Source organism: Aminobacter sp. MSH1, assembly GCF_003071665.1.
In the GTDB taxonomy this organism is placed as follows: Bacteria; Pseudomonadota; Alphaproteobacteria; order Rhizobiales; family Rhizobiaceae; genus Aminobacter; species Aminobacter niigataensis.
The window spans coordinates 4,053,524-4,067,955 of the sequence record NZ_CP026265.1; the positions used below are offsets into that span (position 1 = coordinate 4,053,524).

Consider the following 14,432-nt stretch of genomic DNA (forward strand, 5'->3'; position numbering starts at 1 on the left):
CCCATGGCCATCGCGATTGGAATTGACAACGTAACCAGGACCTTTGGCACCGTCAAAGCCCTGGAGCGCGTGGGTCTCAAGATCGGGGCCGGCGAATTCTTCACATTGCTCGGTTCGTCGGGCTCCGGAAAAAGTACGCTGCTGAAGCTGATCGGCGGCTTTGACCGTCCCACCACCGGGCGGGTCCTGTTCGATGGCCAGGACGTCACCGACATGCCGGCAAACCGCCGCCCGTCGAACACCGTCTTCCAGGATCTCGCCCTGTTTCCTCACATGACAGTGGGAGACAACGTCGCCTACGGACTGAAGGTGAAGGGCGTAGCCGCCTCTGAACGCAAGAAGCGCGTAGACAGCACGCTCGCTCTGGTCGATCTGGCAGGATTTGCCGAGCGCAACGTCAATGTTCTCTCTGGTGGACAGCGGCAACGGGTCGCCCTGGCGCGCGCACTTGTCATGGAGCCGGGCATCCTGCTTCTCGACGAGCCCTTGACCGGGCTCGACGAAAGGCTGCGCCAGCAGATGCGCGACGAGTTCGGCAGGCTGCATCAGCGGACCGGGTCGACCTTCGTGCTGGTCACCCACAATCAGGACGAGGCGCTGAGCCTCAGCGACCGCATGGCCATCATGCACAAGGGCAGGATCGAGCAGGTGGGACGGCCGGCCGACTTCTTTGCCAATCCCGCCAATGATTTCGTCGCACGTTTCGTTGGCATGGAACGCGTCCTCAAGCCCGAAAGGCTGGAACGCAGCGGCGGCGACACGGTCGCCATCATAGCCGGTGAGCGGCTGGTTCTGCCAGGCGCTCGCGACGTTGGGGAAATGGGACTCCTGGCGGTTCGTCCCGACCGAATTTCGCTCGCGCACGGGCATGCAGCGCCCGGAAGCTCACTCGCAGCTACCGTGGCCGGGCGCCAGTTTCGAGGCCGGTTCTTCGACTTCTATCTCGAACTTGGCGACGGCCAGAAGCTCGACGCCGAGATCCCGGTCGAGTTCGCCGACGCCTGGCCCGAACCGGGCAATCCAGTGCGGCTCGAATTCGCCGGCGGCGCCTTGGTACCCGTGCCCGCATCGGGAACTGCGCCGAACCGTGACACCTGATCATCCTGAAGAAATCTCATAAAAAGAAGGGGTAACACGATGACAAATCACATGAATCCTTTGAACAATCCGATGGCGAGCAACTTCAACCGACGCCAGTTGCTCAAGACCCTCGGGGCCGGCGGTGCGGCACTGGCGGGCGGAACCCTGTTTCGGCCAATGGCGGCACTGGCTGCGAGCGATCTGGCATTCTGGGCGACCGGTACGCTCGACGTCGGCGATGCCTGGTCTCGGGCAGCCGACGACGCGGGCCTGAACGTTGCCTTCACCGACAATGGCAACGATCCGGGTCCGGCTGTCGCCCGCCTGGTCGCCGGCAACGCCAACGACCTCTTCGATATCGGTGGCCTGCAGGGCGGGGCCGAGAAGGAACTGGCGGTCCAGGGCGCAATCGTTCCCTGGGATATGTCGAAGATCCCCAACTACGAAAACGTCTGGCAATGGGCGAAGGAAATTCCCTACCTGCACCATGACGGAAAGCAGTATGGCCTGCCGGCTGTCATCAACGCAGACTCGATCATCTATCGCCCCGACAAGCTGGGCAAGGTCGACAGCTATGGCGTCATCTTCGATCCGAAGCTGAAGGGCCAGGTGGCGATGGAAGACGCCTGGATCAACAGCGCGGTCTTTGCCGCCATGTATCTGAAGGAGTCAGAAAACCAGAAGATCGGCAATCCAGGCAACCTGACCGCGGACGAGCTTGGCCTAGTGATGGAGTTCCTCATCAAGCACAAGCGGGACGGCCAGTTCCGCACCTTCTGGAGCGGCTGGGAACAGGGCGTGCAGCTCGTCGGCGACGGCGAAGTGCTCGCGATGACTGGGTGGGAGCCCATCGTCTATGAAGGTCGCAAGCGCGGCCTGCAGGTCGAGTATGCTGCGCCTGTCGAAGGCTACGAAGGCTGGGGCAACAACCTGGTGCTGCTCAAGGGTGCGGTCGACCGTGGCCTAGGCGATGACGCCCACAAGTTCGCGAACTGGCTGTTCGACGGGTTCTATGGCTGTACGCTTGGCGAACAGCGCGGTTACGTCGTGCCCAGCGATCGCAATGTCGCCTACGCCGAGGCGCACGCAAGCGAATTCGACCCGGCGAAGGTCAAGGCGCTGGCAGAGCACGTCAAGGCCAAGTTCAGCGGCAAGGTCGCCTGGCAGAATACCCGGCCGGACAATTTCCAGCTCTACGAAGAATGGTGGCAGAAGCTGCGTAACGCCTGATTGCGACCAACAGCGGCGGGAGCGGTTCGCGCTCCCACCGCACTATTTCTGGAAACCAGATGAAATCGCCCGGCCTTTTGCTTGCACTCCCGACCGCACTCATCGTGCTGTTGCTCGGGTTCGTTCCCCTGATCGTCATTCTGGTCTGGAGTTTCTGGACCTGGGACCCCGCGACCTATTGGATCAGGCCAGAGTTCAGCCTGGCCGGTTATGCAGCGATCCTCGAGGTCGGGCGCTGGAGCGTCATCGTCGGATCGCTGGGCAAGGCATTCCTGACCGCCGCAATTTGCGTGGTCATCGGCTATCCCGCGGCAATGGCGGTGCATTTTCTGGCAAGCAGGCGAACGGCACTCCTGCTCATGGCGCTGTTCACCATCCCGTTCTTTACCTCGTACATGATCCGCGCCTTTTCCTGGCGGCTGGTGCTGGGCCGCAACGGCCTGATCAATGGCTGGCTGATGGATCTCGGGATCGTCGACCAGCCGCTCGACTGGCTCCTGTTTTCCAATTTTGCCGTCAATGTCGGCCTGGTCGCCTCCTACCTGCCATTCGTCATCTTTCCGCTGATCCTGTCGATGCAACGCGTCGAGCCGTCGCTGCTCGCCGCCAGCCAGGACCTTGGCGCGAGCTTCTGGCGCACCTTCCGCTCGGTTCTGCTACCGCTCACGCAAGCCGGCATATTCGCCGGATTTCTTTTCGTCTTCGTCATGGCGGCAGGGTCGGCGACCGAAGTGCAGATGCTTGGCGGCGCAGCCGCATCGATGATCTCGGTGATGATCAACGACGTCATGCGGGTTGTGAACTTCCCGCTGGCCTTCGCAATCTCGACCGTGGTGCTGATCATCCTGTTCGGGCTGATATTCATCGGCAACCGTCTGTTCAAGCTGACCAGACTGTTCGAGGGTTTCACATGGTAGCCAGTTTCGAAAGCCGCCCGCTGAAGGCCGCCATCTGGTTGATGACAGCCATAGGGCTAGCAATCATCTACCTGCCGCCGCTTTATCTGGTTGCAGTGTCATTCAACCCGGCATTGCAGCCGGCCCTGCCGGCGCTCTCCGATGTCAGCCTGACCTGGTATTTCGCGCTCGCCAAGGAACGCACCCTCATCAGTGCATTGCAGGAATCCCTGCTGGTCGCGACCATTACCGCGCTGGTGGCAACCGGCCTCGCGCTATTGTCGGCGCTCGCTTACATGGACCTCGGCAAATGGCGCTCGCGCTGGTTCATGTTCGTGTTGCTGCCAATGTTCGTTCCCGGCATCATCCAGGGGCTGTCGCTGTCGGTGATCTTCGGACGCATCGGTCTGAAGCCATTTTGGGGCACAGTGGCGGCGAGCCACCTTTTGTGGGCACTACCTTTCGCCTTCACCGTCATCCTGACCAGCATGGCAGCCGTCAGGCGTTCCTACCTGCTTGCGGCGTCCGATCTCGGCGCCTCCTGGTGGCGCCAGCTGGTTGATGTGACATTGCCACTGATCAAGCCAGGCCTGGTGGCCGCTTTCATCTTCTCATTCCTGCTGTCGCTGAATGAATTCGGCCGAGCCTTCTATCTGGTCGGACGGCAAAACACGCTGCCACTGGCGATGTTCGGCAAGATGAACTCGGGCGCGTCGCCAACGATCTATGCCCTGTCAGGCTCGATTTTTCTGGCTTCAATACTGGCGGTATCGTTCGTGCTTCTGGCAGCACGGGCCAACGACCGAAAACTTCGTCGATAGGGAGCCTCCTCTCCTCATTTTGGTCCGGTTGGGACAGCACTCTTCGACGCTCCAGAAATTCACTGCCGCATCGAAGATGGCCTCGGCGTCAGATACGATCAGTCGCCTGCTCCGATCGGTTGATGTCGATCAGAATCACAGCGGCGATCGCCTCCGCCATGATCGCCGCCGGACGCGACGACTGCTCGTCCGTGGCTTGTCGATCGACTCGGCGTCCGCGCCGTCGGTCGTCGATGACGGCAATCTGGTGACTGGTTGATCTTGCGGCGGACAGTTCTCGCGGCCGCCGCTATCTTGAGCGAGTGTGTCAAGCACTTGGCAATGGATTCGACGAGTTGCGGTACAAAGGATCCCGCCTGATTGAACGAAAAGCCAAGCGCCAGTAGATTCCGTCAAGCTATCGTCGACATCCTTCGGTGATGGAGTGACGCCGCCCGACAAACTTATGCCACCATGCCTTCGGGCAGGTTCCATAGGCCAACGTAGGACCCAAAACACTCAATCCTCCCCACCGCCAACGCCATATGAGATGACTGACAGGAAGCGGATGGGGAGTTTGATCAGTGCGTCTGGTCCGTGTGGCGCGTCGGCGTCGAAGAACAGGCTGTCGCCCGGCAGCAGCCGGTAGACCGATGTGCCATGGCGGTAGTTGACCTCGCCTTCGAGCAGGTAAAGCAATTCCATCCCGGAATGCTGAAACAACGGGAAGGTATCAGTGTCCTTGGTCAGCGTGATGAGATAGGGCTCGACGAAGATGCCACCCGTGTTGGAGCCGATGTAACCCAGAAGGTTGTATTGATGACCGGCCCGCGTGCCGCGCCGCCCGACCTCGACACCTGTTCCTGCCTTCACGAAGACGGCGGTGCGCTCCTGTTCGAAGCGCCTGAGCAAGGACGAGAGCGGCACGGCCAAAGCCTGGGCGAGCGCCTGCAACGTGGCCAGTGACGGCGAGATGTGCCCGTTTTCGATCTTGGACATCATGCCGAGCGACACGCTTGCGGCGTCGGCAAGCTCGGCGAGGGTCATGCCATGACGCTTTCGGCAGAAGCGTACTTCGCGCCCGATCGCGGTCTGCAGGCGGTTCTCGCCGCCGTCGCGCAACGAATGCGGATTCTGGCAAAGGCTTGCGGGTTGCTCCACCAGGTCGTTCTGCTGCTCGCGAGCGTCCGCCACGAGGGCGAAATGTGCTTCTTCCACTGTCTTTGACCTCCCGCTCAGAGTTGCTGGAAAAGGCTTCGCTCGAACTACACCCGCTGTCGCCCGCGTCACTCGCGCGAATACGGGAAACCGAGCATTGCCGGCTGGCCGGTCCGGAAGCGAACCCCCATCAACAGGATGATCGAAGCGAGATAAGGCAGCGCGAGCAACAGCTGGCGCGGCACGCCGACGCCGACAACCTGGGCATGAGTGGCGATAGCTTCCAGCAAGGCAAAGGCCACCACCGCCATCAGCACACCCTTGGGCTTCCAGTTTCCAGCGATGAGCGCGACAACCACGATCCAGCCGCGGCCGGCCGAGAAATCAGCGATGAAGCGATCAGAGAAAGCGAGCATCAGGAAACCACCGCCGAGCCCGGTCATGGCGCTGCCGAACATCACCGCGCCATATTGGCGGACAGGTACGCTCAGCCCCTTGACGTCGAGCGCCTTCGGATTCTCGCCAAGGCACCGCAGCTCCAGGCCATAACGCGTACGATAAAGCAGGAACCAGATCGCCGGAACGATGAAGAGCGCTGCGTAGGTCAACAGCCGCTGCGAGAACAGCACGGGGCCGATGAAGGGGATGTCCGACAGGAAGGGCAACGGCACGTCCTCGAAGCCGGCGAAGGAGGGTTGCGGGCCACCGCGAACGTAGCTTTGAAACCAGTACAGTGTGATACCGCCGGCAAACAGGTTGAGGCCGAGGCCGGTGACGAAGTGGTCGACGCGCATCGTCGCCGTCATGAAGGCGATGATCAGGCCCATGACGGCGCCAGCCAGGATCGCTGCGAGCACCGCCAGCCACAAGGAGCCGGTCGACGTCGCCACGAAATAGGCGATGAACGAGCCCATCAGCATCGTGCCCTCGACACCCATGTTCCAGATCCCGGCGCGCTGGGTCACGAGTTCGCCCATGGCCGAAAACAGCAGCGGCGTCATCGTCCGCAAAGTCGCTGCGAAAATGCTGATGAGGATGGCTTCCTGAAACAATCCGCTCATGACGCGGTACCCCTGACGATCTTGTAACGCGCCATCACGCTGGCACAGAGGACGAAAAGCAGGATGATGCCCTGCATGGCTGGCACGAGAGACGCCGGGATGTCACTGACCACCCGCATCGACACGGCACCGCTTGCCAGCCCGCCAAACAGCAGTCCCGCAAGCACAGTGCCCAGCGGCCGCAAGCCGCCGATCATGCCGACGATGATGCCGGCGTAGCCAAGTCCGACCAGGTTGTCGGCCTTCAGCCGGTGCCCGACGCCGTAGAGTTCGATGACCCCGGCAAGGGCTGCGAGTCCACCGCTGATGCACATCACCGCAATGATGGTCCTGGCGATATTAGTGCCCTTGTAGCCAAGCGCGACAGGATTGGTTCCCAGTGCCTTTATCTCGTAGCCGAGTGCGGTCCGGTCGAGCATGACGGCACAGCAAATCGCAGCGACGAAGGGCAATAGCACGCCGATATGGAGCTTGGTTCCAAACAGCAGCGGCAATTGCTCCGCGGCCGGAAGCGGCACCGACTGCTGATAAGAAGCGCCATCGCCGATTTCGGCCCAGGGTCCGCCCGCCAGAAGGTAAGACAACAGGTAGATTGCAAGGTAGTTGGTCATCACGGTCGAAACGATCTCGTTGACGCCAAAGCGTGTCTTGAGGATCGCGCACGCCCCGCCCAGCAGCAGCCCGCCGGCCACGCCGAACAGGATAACCCCGGGAAAGAACAGCAGTGGCGGCAGGCCAGCCAGGATCTGGCTGCCGAGATAGCCGGCCATCGCGCCGGCGAAGACCTGGCCTTCCTGGCCGATGCTCCATATCTGGGCGCGAAAGGCGATGACGGTCGCCAATCCCGTCAGGATCAGCGGCGTCGACTTGATGAGCGTGGTCATCACCGCTTTCTGCGAGCCAAAGGCACCGAAGAACAAAGTCCTGAACGCCTCGAGGGGATCAGCGCCGGCCGTCGCCACGATGAGTGCGGAGGCAAGCATGCCAGCGGCCAGTGCGGCCACCAGCGTGCCGGCTGTCCACCATGGATTGGCGTCGATGCGCCGTTCGATCCGGATCATCGTCCAGCCTCCATCCTGCGTCCGGCCATCAGCATGCCGACCTCTTCCACTGTCGCTGTCTTGGGATCGACGACACCGACGATCTCGCCCTTGAACATCACCGCTATGCGGTCGGCGAGATTGAACAGGTCGCTGAGCTCTTCGGAGGCGAGCAGGATCGCGAAACCCTCTTCGCGCTTCTGGAGCAATTGGGCGTAGACATATTCGATGACGCCGATGTCGAGGCCGCGCGTCGGCTGGTTGGCGAGCAGCAGCCCCGACGAATGCAGGAACTCGCGCGCCAGGATGACCTTCTGGGCGTTGCCACCGGAGAGGTTTTCGACCGGCACCTCGTCGTCGCGCGCGGCGATCTGGTAGCGGGCCATCATCGTCTTCGACAGCGCTGCGATCTTGCCGCGGTCCAGAAACAGGCCGCTGCGATACTTGGCGTTGCGCTGCCAGCCGAGGATGAGGTTTTCGGCGATGCTGAACGGCCCGACCAGACCCTCACGAAAACGGTCGTCGGGAATGTGTCCCACGCCCCTGTCCATCATCGCGCGCGGCGTGAGCCGGCTGACGTCCTCGCCGTTCAGCCTGATCGTGCCTTCGCGTGACCAGCGCACACCCGAAAGAACCTCGAAAAGCTCCTTCTGGCCATTGCCCGCGACACCGGCGATGCCGAGGATTTCGTGCCGCGCGATCGACAGCGACACCTGGTTCAGCACCGCCTCGTTCCAGTAGCCCCTGGCGCCGAGGCCGCTGACCTCGAGCACCGTATCACCGGGCGCAACTGTCGACTTGTTGACCGAAAACGACACCTCGCGGCCAACCATGAGCCGCGCCAGTTCCTCAGGCGAGGTGTCCTTGGTCTGAACGGTGGCGACTGCCTTGCCCTTGCGCAGAACGGTGACGCGGTTCGACTGCATCACTTCGGCGACCTTGTGGGTGATCAGGATGATCGACATGCCGTTGGCGCACATCTTGCGCATGATGGCGAACAGGCGCGCGGACTCATCAGGTGTCAGCACCGCCGTCGGTTCGTCGAGAATGAGGATCTGGACGTCGAGGTAGAGCGCCTTGAGAATCTCGACCCATTGCTGGCGCCCGACCGCCAGTTCCCAGACATAGGCGTCGAGATCGATCTCGATGCCGTAGGCGTCGCACAGGCTCTTCAGCTTTTGCCTGGCTGCTCTGTCGTCCAGCCGCCACCCGGATTTCTGGGTTCCGACAATGATATTTTCCAGCACGGTAAATTCGGGCACCAGCACGAAATGCTGATGCACCATGCCGATGCCGAGCTTGATCGCGTCCCTTGGCGAGTGCATCTCGACTGGTTGGCCGCGTACGACGATCTGCCCGGCGTCCGGCGTGCAGAAACCGAAGATGCAGGCCGACAAGGTCGACTTGCCCGCGCCATTTTCACCGAACAGGCAGTGGATCTCGCCGACCTCCAGCTCGAAGTCGACGCCGTCATTGGCCGTCACGCCGGCGAAGCGCTTGGTCAGACCTTCAACGCGCAGAGCCAGAGGTGTTTCCTCAGTACCCGCCTTTCTGGCATTCGCCGGCGTCGGTTCTTTGATGCTCGGTAAGAGCGACATGGTGGTTCCTTGATCAAGTTCACTCAAAAAACTGCGCAAGCAGCAGTGGAGGTGGCGCAGCGGCTAATCTGACTTCGGTTCCGATAGGTCGACTGGAATTTCGAGTTCACCTGAGGCGATCTTTGCCTTTAGCGTCTCAACTTCCGTCCGCACGTCCACTGGCAGGCTCGCTTCCAGATCATGGTAGGGAGCAAACGCGGCTCCGCCATCCTTCATGCCGAACCAATGCTCCTTGAGGTTGCCGCCGTAAGGCTTGCCTTCTGCCTTGTGGCTCCACCAGTTTTCGATGATCCACATCAAATCAGGGTCCCACACGGCTACGGTGCTGCTGAGGATCGTGGCCGGCGAAAAGTTGCTTTCATCCTGGAAACTGCCGAAGCACAGGATTTTCGCGGCCTCGCACGGCTTGAAATTGCCGGACAGCTGGAAAATCACATCGGCTCCGGCCGCAATCTGAGCGCCGGCATATTCAGCCGCCTTGGCAGGGTCATACCAGGATCCGACAAACGCTACTTTCCGGGCGATCGCCGGATTGACTGCCCGCGCACCGGCGAAAAATGCGTTGATCGAGTCATTGATGTCTTCGATGAAAAAGGGCGCGACTACGCCAAGCACATCGGATTTGGTCATCCGTCCTGCCAAAACGCCAAGCAGATAGGCAGGTTCGTGGAGACGCTTATAGACCCAATACTGATTGCCACCGAGACCTTCATTGCCGGCACCGACGACAACGAAGAGAATTTCCGGAAACTCGTCCTTCAGCTTCTTGACCTGGTCGGAATAGGTGCTATGGGCCCAGATGATGTCGTAGTCACCGCTTTCGGCGAACAGGCGCATCGCATCGCCGGCGTCGTCGCCCCAAAGCGGCTCGGTCGACTTCCACTCGATGTCGAGACCATGTGGCTTTGCTTGCTTGACGCGTTCGAGCGACTTGATCAGCGTTGCATCGAAGCCATGGTCCAGACCAGCCGACAAGATGACCGCGATGCGGAGCTTTTCGGGTGAGCCCGCGTACGTGCCGTTCGTGTGTCCGAAAACGACGAATAAAGTCAGCACCCAGATGGCTAGTAATCGTCTTGATAATTGACCTAACATTCCATTGCTCCCATTCATTTTCCGACGGCGCTTCTGTTTTTTATTGCGCCGTCGCTGCCTTATGCAGACGTGAGTGCATCACTGTTTTCCGCATCCAGAAGAGCAATCTGCTCATCGATTTCGCGTGACCATGATGCGCGCCAGTCCCGCTTGACGGACTCGTCGAGCCACGACGCCTCGAGGGAATTGAGCGCAAGCGTCTTCAATGCTGCGGCATCGAGATTCATATTCGTGGCAAGCATCTGATACTCGTTTGCCAGATCGGTCTCGAACATTGGCGGATCATCCGCTGCCACAACGATCGTCAGTCCGGCTTCGATCATTTGCCGAATAGGATGATCCTTCGCGGCAAGATCGCGCCAGATCGTCACCCCAACGGTTGAACTCGGGCAGATGGTGAAGACGGTCCGGTCAGCGCGACAGCGGGCGACCAGATCGAGATCCTCCATCACACGATAACCGTGGTCGATGCGCTCGACCTTCAGCAAATCCAGCGAGTCCCGCACGTTGGACGCCGGGCCGCCCTCTCCGGCATGAGCAGTGCGATGAAGTCCCGCCTGGCGTGCCCGATCGAAAAGCGGCTTGAATTGCGCCGGCGGGAAAGGTGTTTCGTCAAAATCGAGACCGATGCCGATCACCTTGTCGGTTCGGTGGGCAAGCACCATGTCCAGAAACTCGAAACCCCGCTCGAGCCCAAGTTCGCGATTGTGCGCGGGTATCAGCCTCGAAATCAGCCCGAAGTCCGTCTCGATGTCATCCATCGCGCGGAACATGCCGGCAAGCATGGTCTGATAGGCCACGTCGCATTCCAGATGAACATGTGGACTGAAGAAGAACTCGACGTAACGGGCGCCGCTGTTGGCACAAGCTTGCAGCATCTCGTAGGTGATGAGATGGAAATCGTCGGCATCTATCACCGACCTGGATGCCATATTGTAAACCTTTAGGAAATCCAGAAGATTATCGTATTGATAAATTTCAGACACATTCTTATGATCTGGAATTTCTAGTTTATTTTTCCTAGATAATTTAAGAAATGTCTCTGGATTTATTGCGCCTTCCAAGTGAATATGGATTTCTGTTTTCGGGATATTTCTTATGAACGCTTCCAGAGCCATCGATCTTCTCCATCTTTATCGCCGCTCAAGACCCCTGTCGCGCGAACGTCGCACGAGCGAGTACCGACCCCGTGCGATAGTCATTTTTGCCGACAATCACGGATGGATTTCCATCATCGATCAAGCCGAGCTGTCTATTCGCTGTGACCGGATTGTCGTGCATCGCGGCGCCAAGCGGAATATCGCCGCCGATCCGAAGCATGTCTTGAATTAAGATTGCGCCGAGCTAATGTTTGGAATGCCCGAAGGGTGGAGGGAGCCAGTGGACAGTGTTGTAGATCCCGAACACGGCTTCTCGTTTGGGGAAGCCGACTACTCAACCGGAGGGGTCTACGGACCACTGACCAGACGCTACGTTACGTTGCTGATGATGCACGAAGGCAGCGCAAAGGTGACATGCGATGGGGAAGTCACCATCGTCGAAAACGGGCAATGCGGCTTCATCCTGTGCGAAGGCGTTTCGCTGTTCGAATATGAGAAAGGCCAGCGCGACAGGGTAAGCTGGTGTGAGGGATTTCCGGCCAGCCTGCCGGAGTCCGTTGTCTTGCGCCTGCGCGATGTGCCGTCTCAAATTCCCATTACCGACCGGCTGGCAACACTTGTGCGCCTGGGTCTGGAACTGGGCTCAGGGACCGGGGCCTACGTCAACATGCTCCGGAACAATTTGGGGCAGTCGCTGTTCACCGCCTATTTCCATGAAGCACAGGTCTCGGAGCTGGAGCGCCACATCCCCCGTTCGATTCATCAAGCCCGGCGCTATCTGGAGGACAATTTCGAAAAGGAGATGACTGTCGGCCATGTGGCGGATGTGGTGGCCGTCACGCCCCAACATCTGATCTCATCGTTCCGAAAACACATCGGAGTAACGCCTGTCCGCTATCTCTGGCAGATACGGGCGAACCGTGGCAAGCAACGCCTCTTGCATACCGGTTTGACGATCTCAGAAATCGCGTATCAATGCGGCTACAAGAATCCCTTTCATTTCTCGCGGCAGATCAAGCTGCATTTCGGCATGTCGCCTACGGAACTGCGTGCCAATATGGATTACCGCAAACCAAGTCGTGTCGCCGAAAACGCAGTGAACATGGTCTTTTGACTGACGACCGAGTCCCGCCTACTGCCGGACCGACTTCTCGGCCCGGCAGGAGCGTTGTCTCAATTGGGCTTGGGGGCTGATACATCGAGCGGTACCTGGAACTCGCCTGAGATGATCTTGGCCTTCAGCGCCTCGACCTCTGATATCACCGGTTGCGGCAGCGTTGCTTCGAAGCCGTGATAGGGAGCCATGCCGGCACCGCCATCCTTCATGCCGCGCCAAATCCGCTCCGTGCTGCCGGCAAAAGGCTTTCCCTCGACCTTATGCTGCCACCAGGCATCGACGACATGGGTGATGTCCGGATCCCAACGGATCACGGTGCTGCTGACGATGGTGGTCGGGGAGAAGCTGGACTGATCCTGATTGCTGCCGAAGCAGATGATCTTTGCAGCCTCGCATTCCTTGAAGTTGTCGGTCTGCTGGAAGATGACGTCGGCGCCGGTGGCGATCTGCGCATGGGTGTATTCGGCAGACTTGGCTGGGTCATACCAGGACTCAATGAAAACGACCTTTTCCTTGATCGACGGATTTACCGACCTTGCCCCGGCAAAGAAGGCGTTGATCGAGTCGTTCACGTCGTCGGCGGGAAATGTGCCCACCGTGCCAAGCACGTTGGTCTTGGTCATGCGGCCGGCGATGACGCCAAGCAGGTAGGCAGGTTCGTGGACACGCTTGTAGAGCATGTACTGGTTGCCGCCCAAGCCTTCGTTCCCCGAACCCGTGACGACGAAGAGTATCTCGGGGAATTCGTCCTTCAGCTTCTTGACCTGGTCGGAATAGGTGCTGTGCGCCCAGATGACGTCATACTGGCCACTTTCGGCGAACAGCCGCATGGCGTCGCCCGCATCGTCGCCCCATAGCGGGTCGGTGTATTTCCAGCTCAGCTCAAGCCCATGCGGCTTCGCCGCCTTCACCCGCTCGAGCGATTCTATCAGTGTTCCGTCCCAGCCGCTTTCCACGCCGGAAGCCAGAATGACCGCGATGCGAAGCTTGTCCGGATTTTCGGCGCGCGACACCGACGAAAGCGCAAACAGCGCAAGCACAGCCATTGCCAAGGAGGCAACCAGCCTGCCGGTCAATCGTCCAATCATGATTTCTAACTCCCATTGGTTGTCTGGCCCAGTTTGGTCAGGCCCTGCTTTGCCCGGTGTATGTCCACCGGTGCATATTTCCCTCGTTCACAAATCCAGCACGACGATTTCCGACAGCGCCCGCGAACAGCACGGCGTCATCTGGTCATTGGCTGCATGTTCGGCATCGGTCAGATAGAGGTCGCGGTGGTCAGGCAGCCCGGCAAGCACGCGGGTCACGCAGGTTCCGCAGATGCCTTGCTCGCAAGATACCGGGATCTCGATACCGTTGGTGCCGAGCACCGAGACGACGCTTTCGCCTGCTGGAACGGCAAAGACCTGGCCCGTGCTGGCAATCTGGACGGCAAACGGCCTGTCATCGCTTGATCCGACATCAGCGATCTTGCCGAAATACTCGCGGTGAATGGTTTCCTTCGGCCACGACCGTTCGGCTTCGCCGATGACGGCGTCCATGAAACCGCGTGGTCCGCAAACATAGAGATGCGTGCCCTTTGGGCTCCACTGCAACAATTCCGCGATGTTCAGTTTCTGCTCGGGTGGTCCGTCATCGCGGTGAAAATGAACCTGCGTCTTGAACGGACCCGTCTCTAGCTCGGACCGGAAAGCCATCCGGTCGAGGTTTCTGGCGCAGTAATGCAGCGCGAAGTCCTGTCCCAGGGTCGATAGCCTGTGGGACATCGACAGGATCGGCGTCACGCCAATCCCTCCGGCCAGCAGCAGTGACGATGACGCCTGTTCATTCAGCGGAAAGGCGTTGCGTGGGTGGCTGATCTCGATCACATCGCCTGACTTCAGCATATCGTGCATGAAGATCGAGCCGCCAGCGCCCTTCTGATCACGCAGCACACCCAGGCGGTAGCGGTGGCGCTCACTGGGATTGTTGCGAAGCGAATATTGGCGAACAAGCCCGTTGGCCATGAAGACATCGACATGCGACCCCGCCGTGAAAGCCGGCAGGTCCTCGCCACTGCAATCGACCAGTTCGAAGCCGGCAATATCCTGGGCTTCGGTGGTTTTGGCAGCGACCCGGACTTGCAGGCGCGCAGAACGGTTGACCTGGTGGATCATAGCATTTCCATGGGCAGACAGCGCGATGTTCATGCTCGGCTCCTTCCTGGCCTGTCAGGCAAAACGTGGAACTTTGCGGCTACGGTTCCGATTTCGCTGAA

General features: G+C 59.9%; 14 protein-coding genes. 6 read left to right on the forward strand and 8 right to left on the reverse strand.

All coding sequences use genetic code 11. The features are described 5' to 3' along the window. Positions 1 to 3 precede the first annotated feature (3 nt). From CO731_RS20055 to CO731_RS20070, 4 genes are read left to right on the forward strand one after another with little or no spacing between them, the layout of a single operon-like run. The gene (locus CO731_RS20055; RefSeq protein WP_108608522.1) at positions 4 to 1,098 is read left to right on the forward strand and encodes an ABC transporter ATP-binding protein; all 1,095 of its coding nucleotides are present in this window, start codon (positions 4 to 6) and stop codon (positions 1,096 to 1,098) included. Positions 1,099 to 1,137: 39 nt separating this feature from the next. Then, entirely contained in the window at positions 1,138 to 2,310 is a 1,173-nt protein-coding gene (locus tag CO731_RS20060) for an extracellular solute-binding protein (protein ID WP_108608523.1), read from the forward strand. 59 nt (positions 2,311 to 2,369) lie between these two features. Beyond that, positions 2,370 to 3,227 carry an ABC transporter permease gene (locus CO731_RS20065; protein WP_108608524.1) on the forward strand — a complete coding sequence of 286 codons (858 nt, stop codon included), beginning with the start codon at positions 2,370 to 2,372 and terminating at the stop codon, positions 3,225 to 3,227. Then, a complete protein-coding gene (locus CO731_RS20070) occupies positions 3,221 to 4,027 on the forward strand; it encodes an ABC transporter permease (RefSeq protein WP_108608525.1) in 807 nt (268 codons plus the stop codon). The genes CO731_RS20065 and CO731_RS20070 overlap by 7 nt, the downstream gene beginning before the upstream one ends. 498 nt (positions 4,028 to 4,525) lie before the next feature. Here the strand turns inward: CO731_RS20070 and CO731_RS20080 are convergent, their stop codons facing one another. The 6 genes from CO731_RS20080 to add all read right to left on the reverse strand — a co-directional run bounded on the left by CO731_RS20080 (position 4,526) and on the right by add (position 11,076). Beyond that, entirely contained in the window at positions 4,526 to 5,200 is a 675-nt protein-coding gene (locus CO731_RS20080) for an XRE family transcriptional regulator (RefSeq protein ID WP_245439927.1), read from the reverse strand. A 92-nt stretch (positions 5,201 to 5,292) separates the two neighbouring features. Then, entirely contained in the window at positions 5,293 to 6,225 is a 933-nt protein-coding gene (locus CO731_RS20085; RefSeq protein ID WP_108608527.1) for an ABC transporter permease, read from the reverse strand. Continuing rightward, a complete protein-coding gene (locus tag CO731_RS20090; RefSeq protein ID WP_108608528.1) occupies positions 6,222 to 7,286 on the reverse strand; it encodes an ABC transporter permease in 1,065 nt (354 codons plus the stop codon). The genes CO731_RS20085 and CO731_RS20090 overlap by 4 nt, the downstream gene beginning before the upstream one ends. Beyond that, positions 7,283 to 8,863: an ABC transporter ATP-binding protein gene (locus tag CO731_RS20095; protein WP_108608529.1), complete on the reverse strand. Its 1,581-nt coding sequence runs from the start codon at positions 8,861 to 8,863 to the stop codon at positions 7,283 to 7,285. Before CO731_RS20095 ends, CO731_RS20090 begins: the two co-directional genes overlap by 4 nt. A gap of 63 nt (positions 8,864 to 8,926) precedes the next feature. Further along, complete coding sequence (locus CO731_RS20100) at positions 8,927 to 9,958, reverse strand: BMP family protein (protein WP_108608530.1); 1,032 nt, start codon at positions 9,956 to 9,958, stop codon at positions 8,927 to 8,929. A gap of 59 nt (positions 9,959 to 10,017) precedes the next feature. After that, positions 10,018 to 11,076: an adenosine deaminase gene (gene add / locus CO731_RS20105; protein ID WP_108608531.1), complete on the reverse strand. Its 1,059-nt coding sequence runs from the start codon at positions 11,074 to 11,076 to the stop codon at positions 10,018 to 10,020. On the opposite strand from add, the gene CO731_RS28800 reads away from it, so the two are divergent. Next, positions 11,057 to 11,290, forward strand: coding sequence for a hypothetical protein (locus CO731_RS28800; RefSeq protein ID WP_159091665.1), 234 nt, complete (start codon positions 11,057 to 11,059; stop codon positions 11,288 to 11,290). The two genes, add and CO731_RS28800, sit on opposite strands and share 20 nt — an antisense overlap. 48 nt (positions 11,291 to 11,338) lie before the next feature. Further along, positions 11,339 to 12,172 carry an AraC family transcriptional regulator gene (locus CO731_RS20110; protein ID WP_159091666.1) on the forward strand — a complete coding sequence of 278 codons (834 nt, stop codon included), beginning with the start codon at positions 11,339 to 11,341 and terminating at the stop codon, positions 12,170 to 12,172. 59 nt (positions 12,173 to 12,231) lie between these two features. Here the strand turns inward: CO731_RS20110 and CO731_RS20115 are convergent, their stop codons facing one another. Both CO731_RS20115 and CO731_RS20120 read right to left on the reverse strand, forming a co-directional pair. Further along, positions 12,232 to 13,263, reverse strand: a complete 1,032-nt coding sequence (locus CO731_RS20115; RefSeq protein ID WP_108608533.1) for a BMP family protein — start codon at positions 13,261 to 13,263, stop codon at positions 12,232 to 12,234. A gap of 87 nt (positions 13,264 to 13,350) precedes the next feature. Beyond that, positions 13,351 to 14,364: a PDR/VanB family oxidoreductase gene (locus CO731_RS20120; protein WP_245439426.1), complete on the reverse strand. Its 1,014-nt coding sequence runs from the start codon at positions 14,362 to 14,364 to the stop codon at positions 13,351 to 13,353. Positions 14,365 to 14,432: the final 68 nt, after the last annotated feature.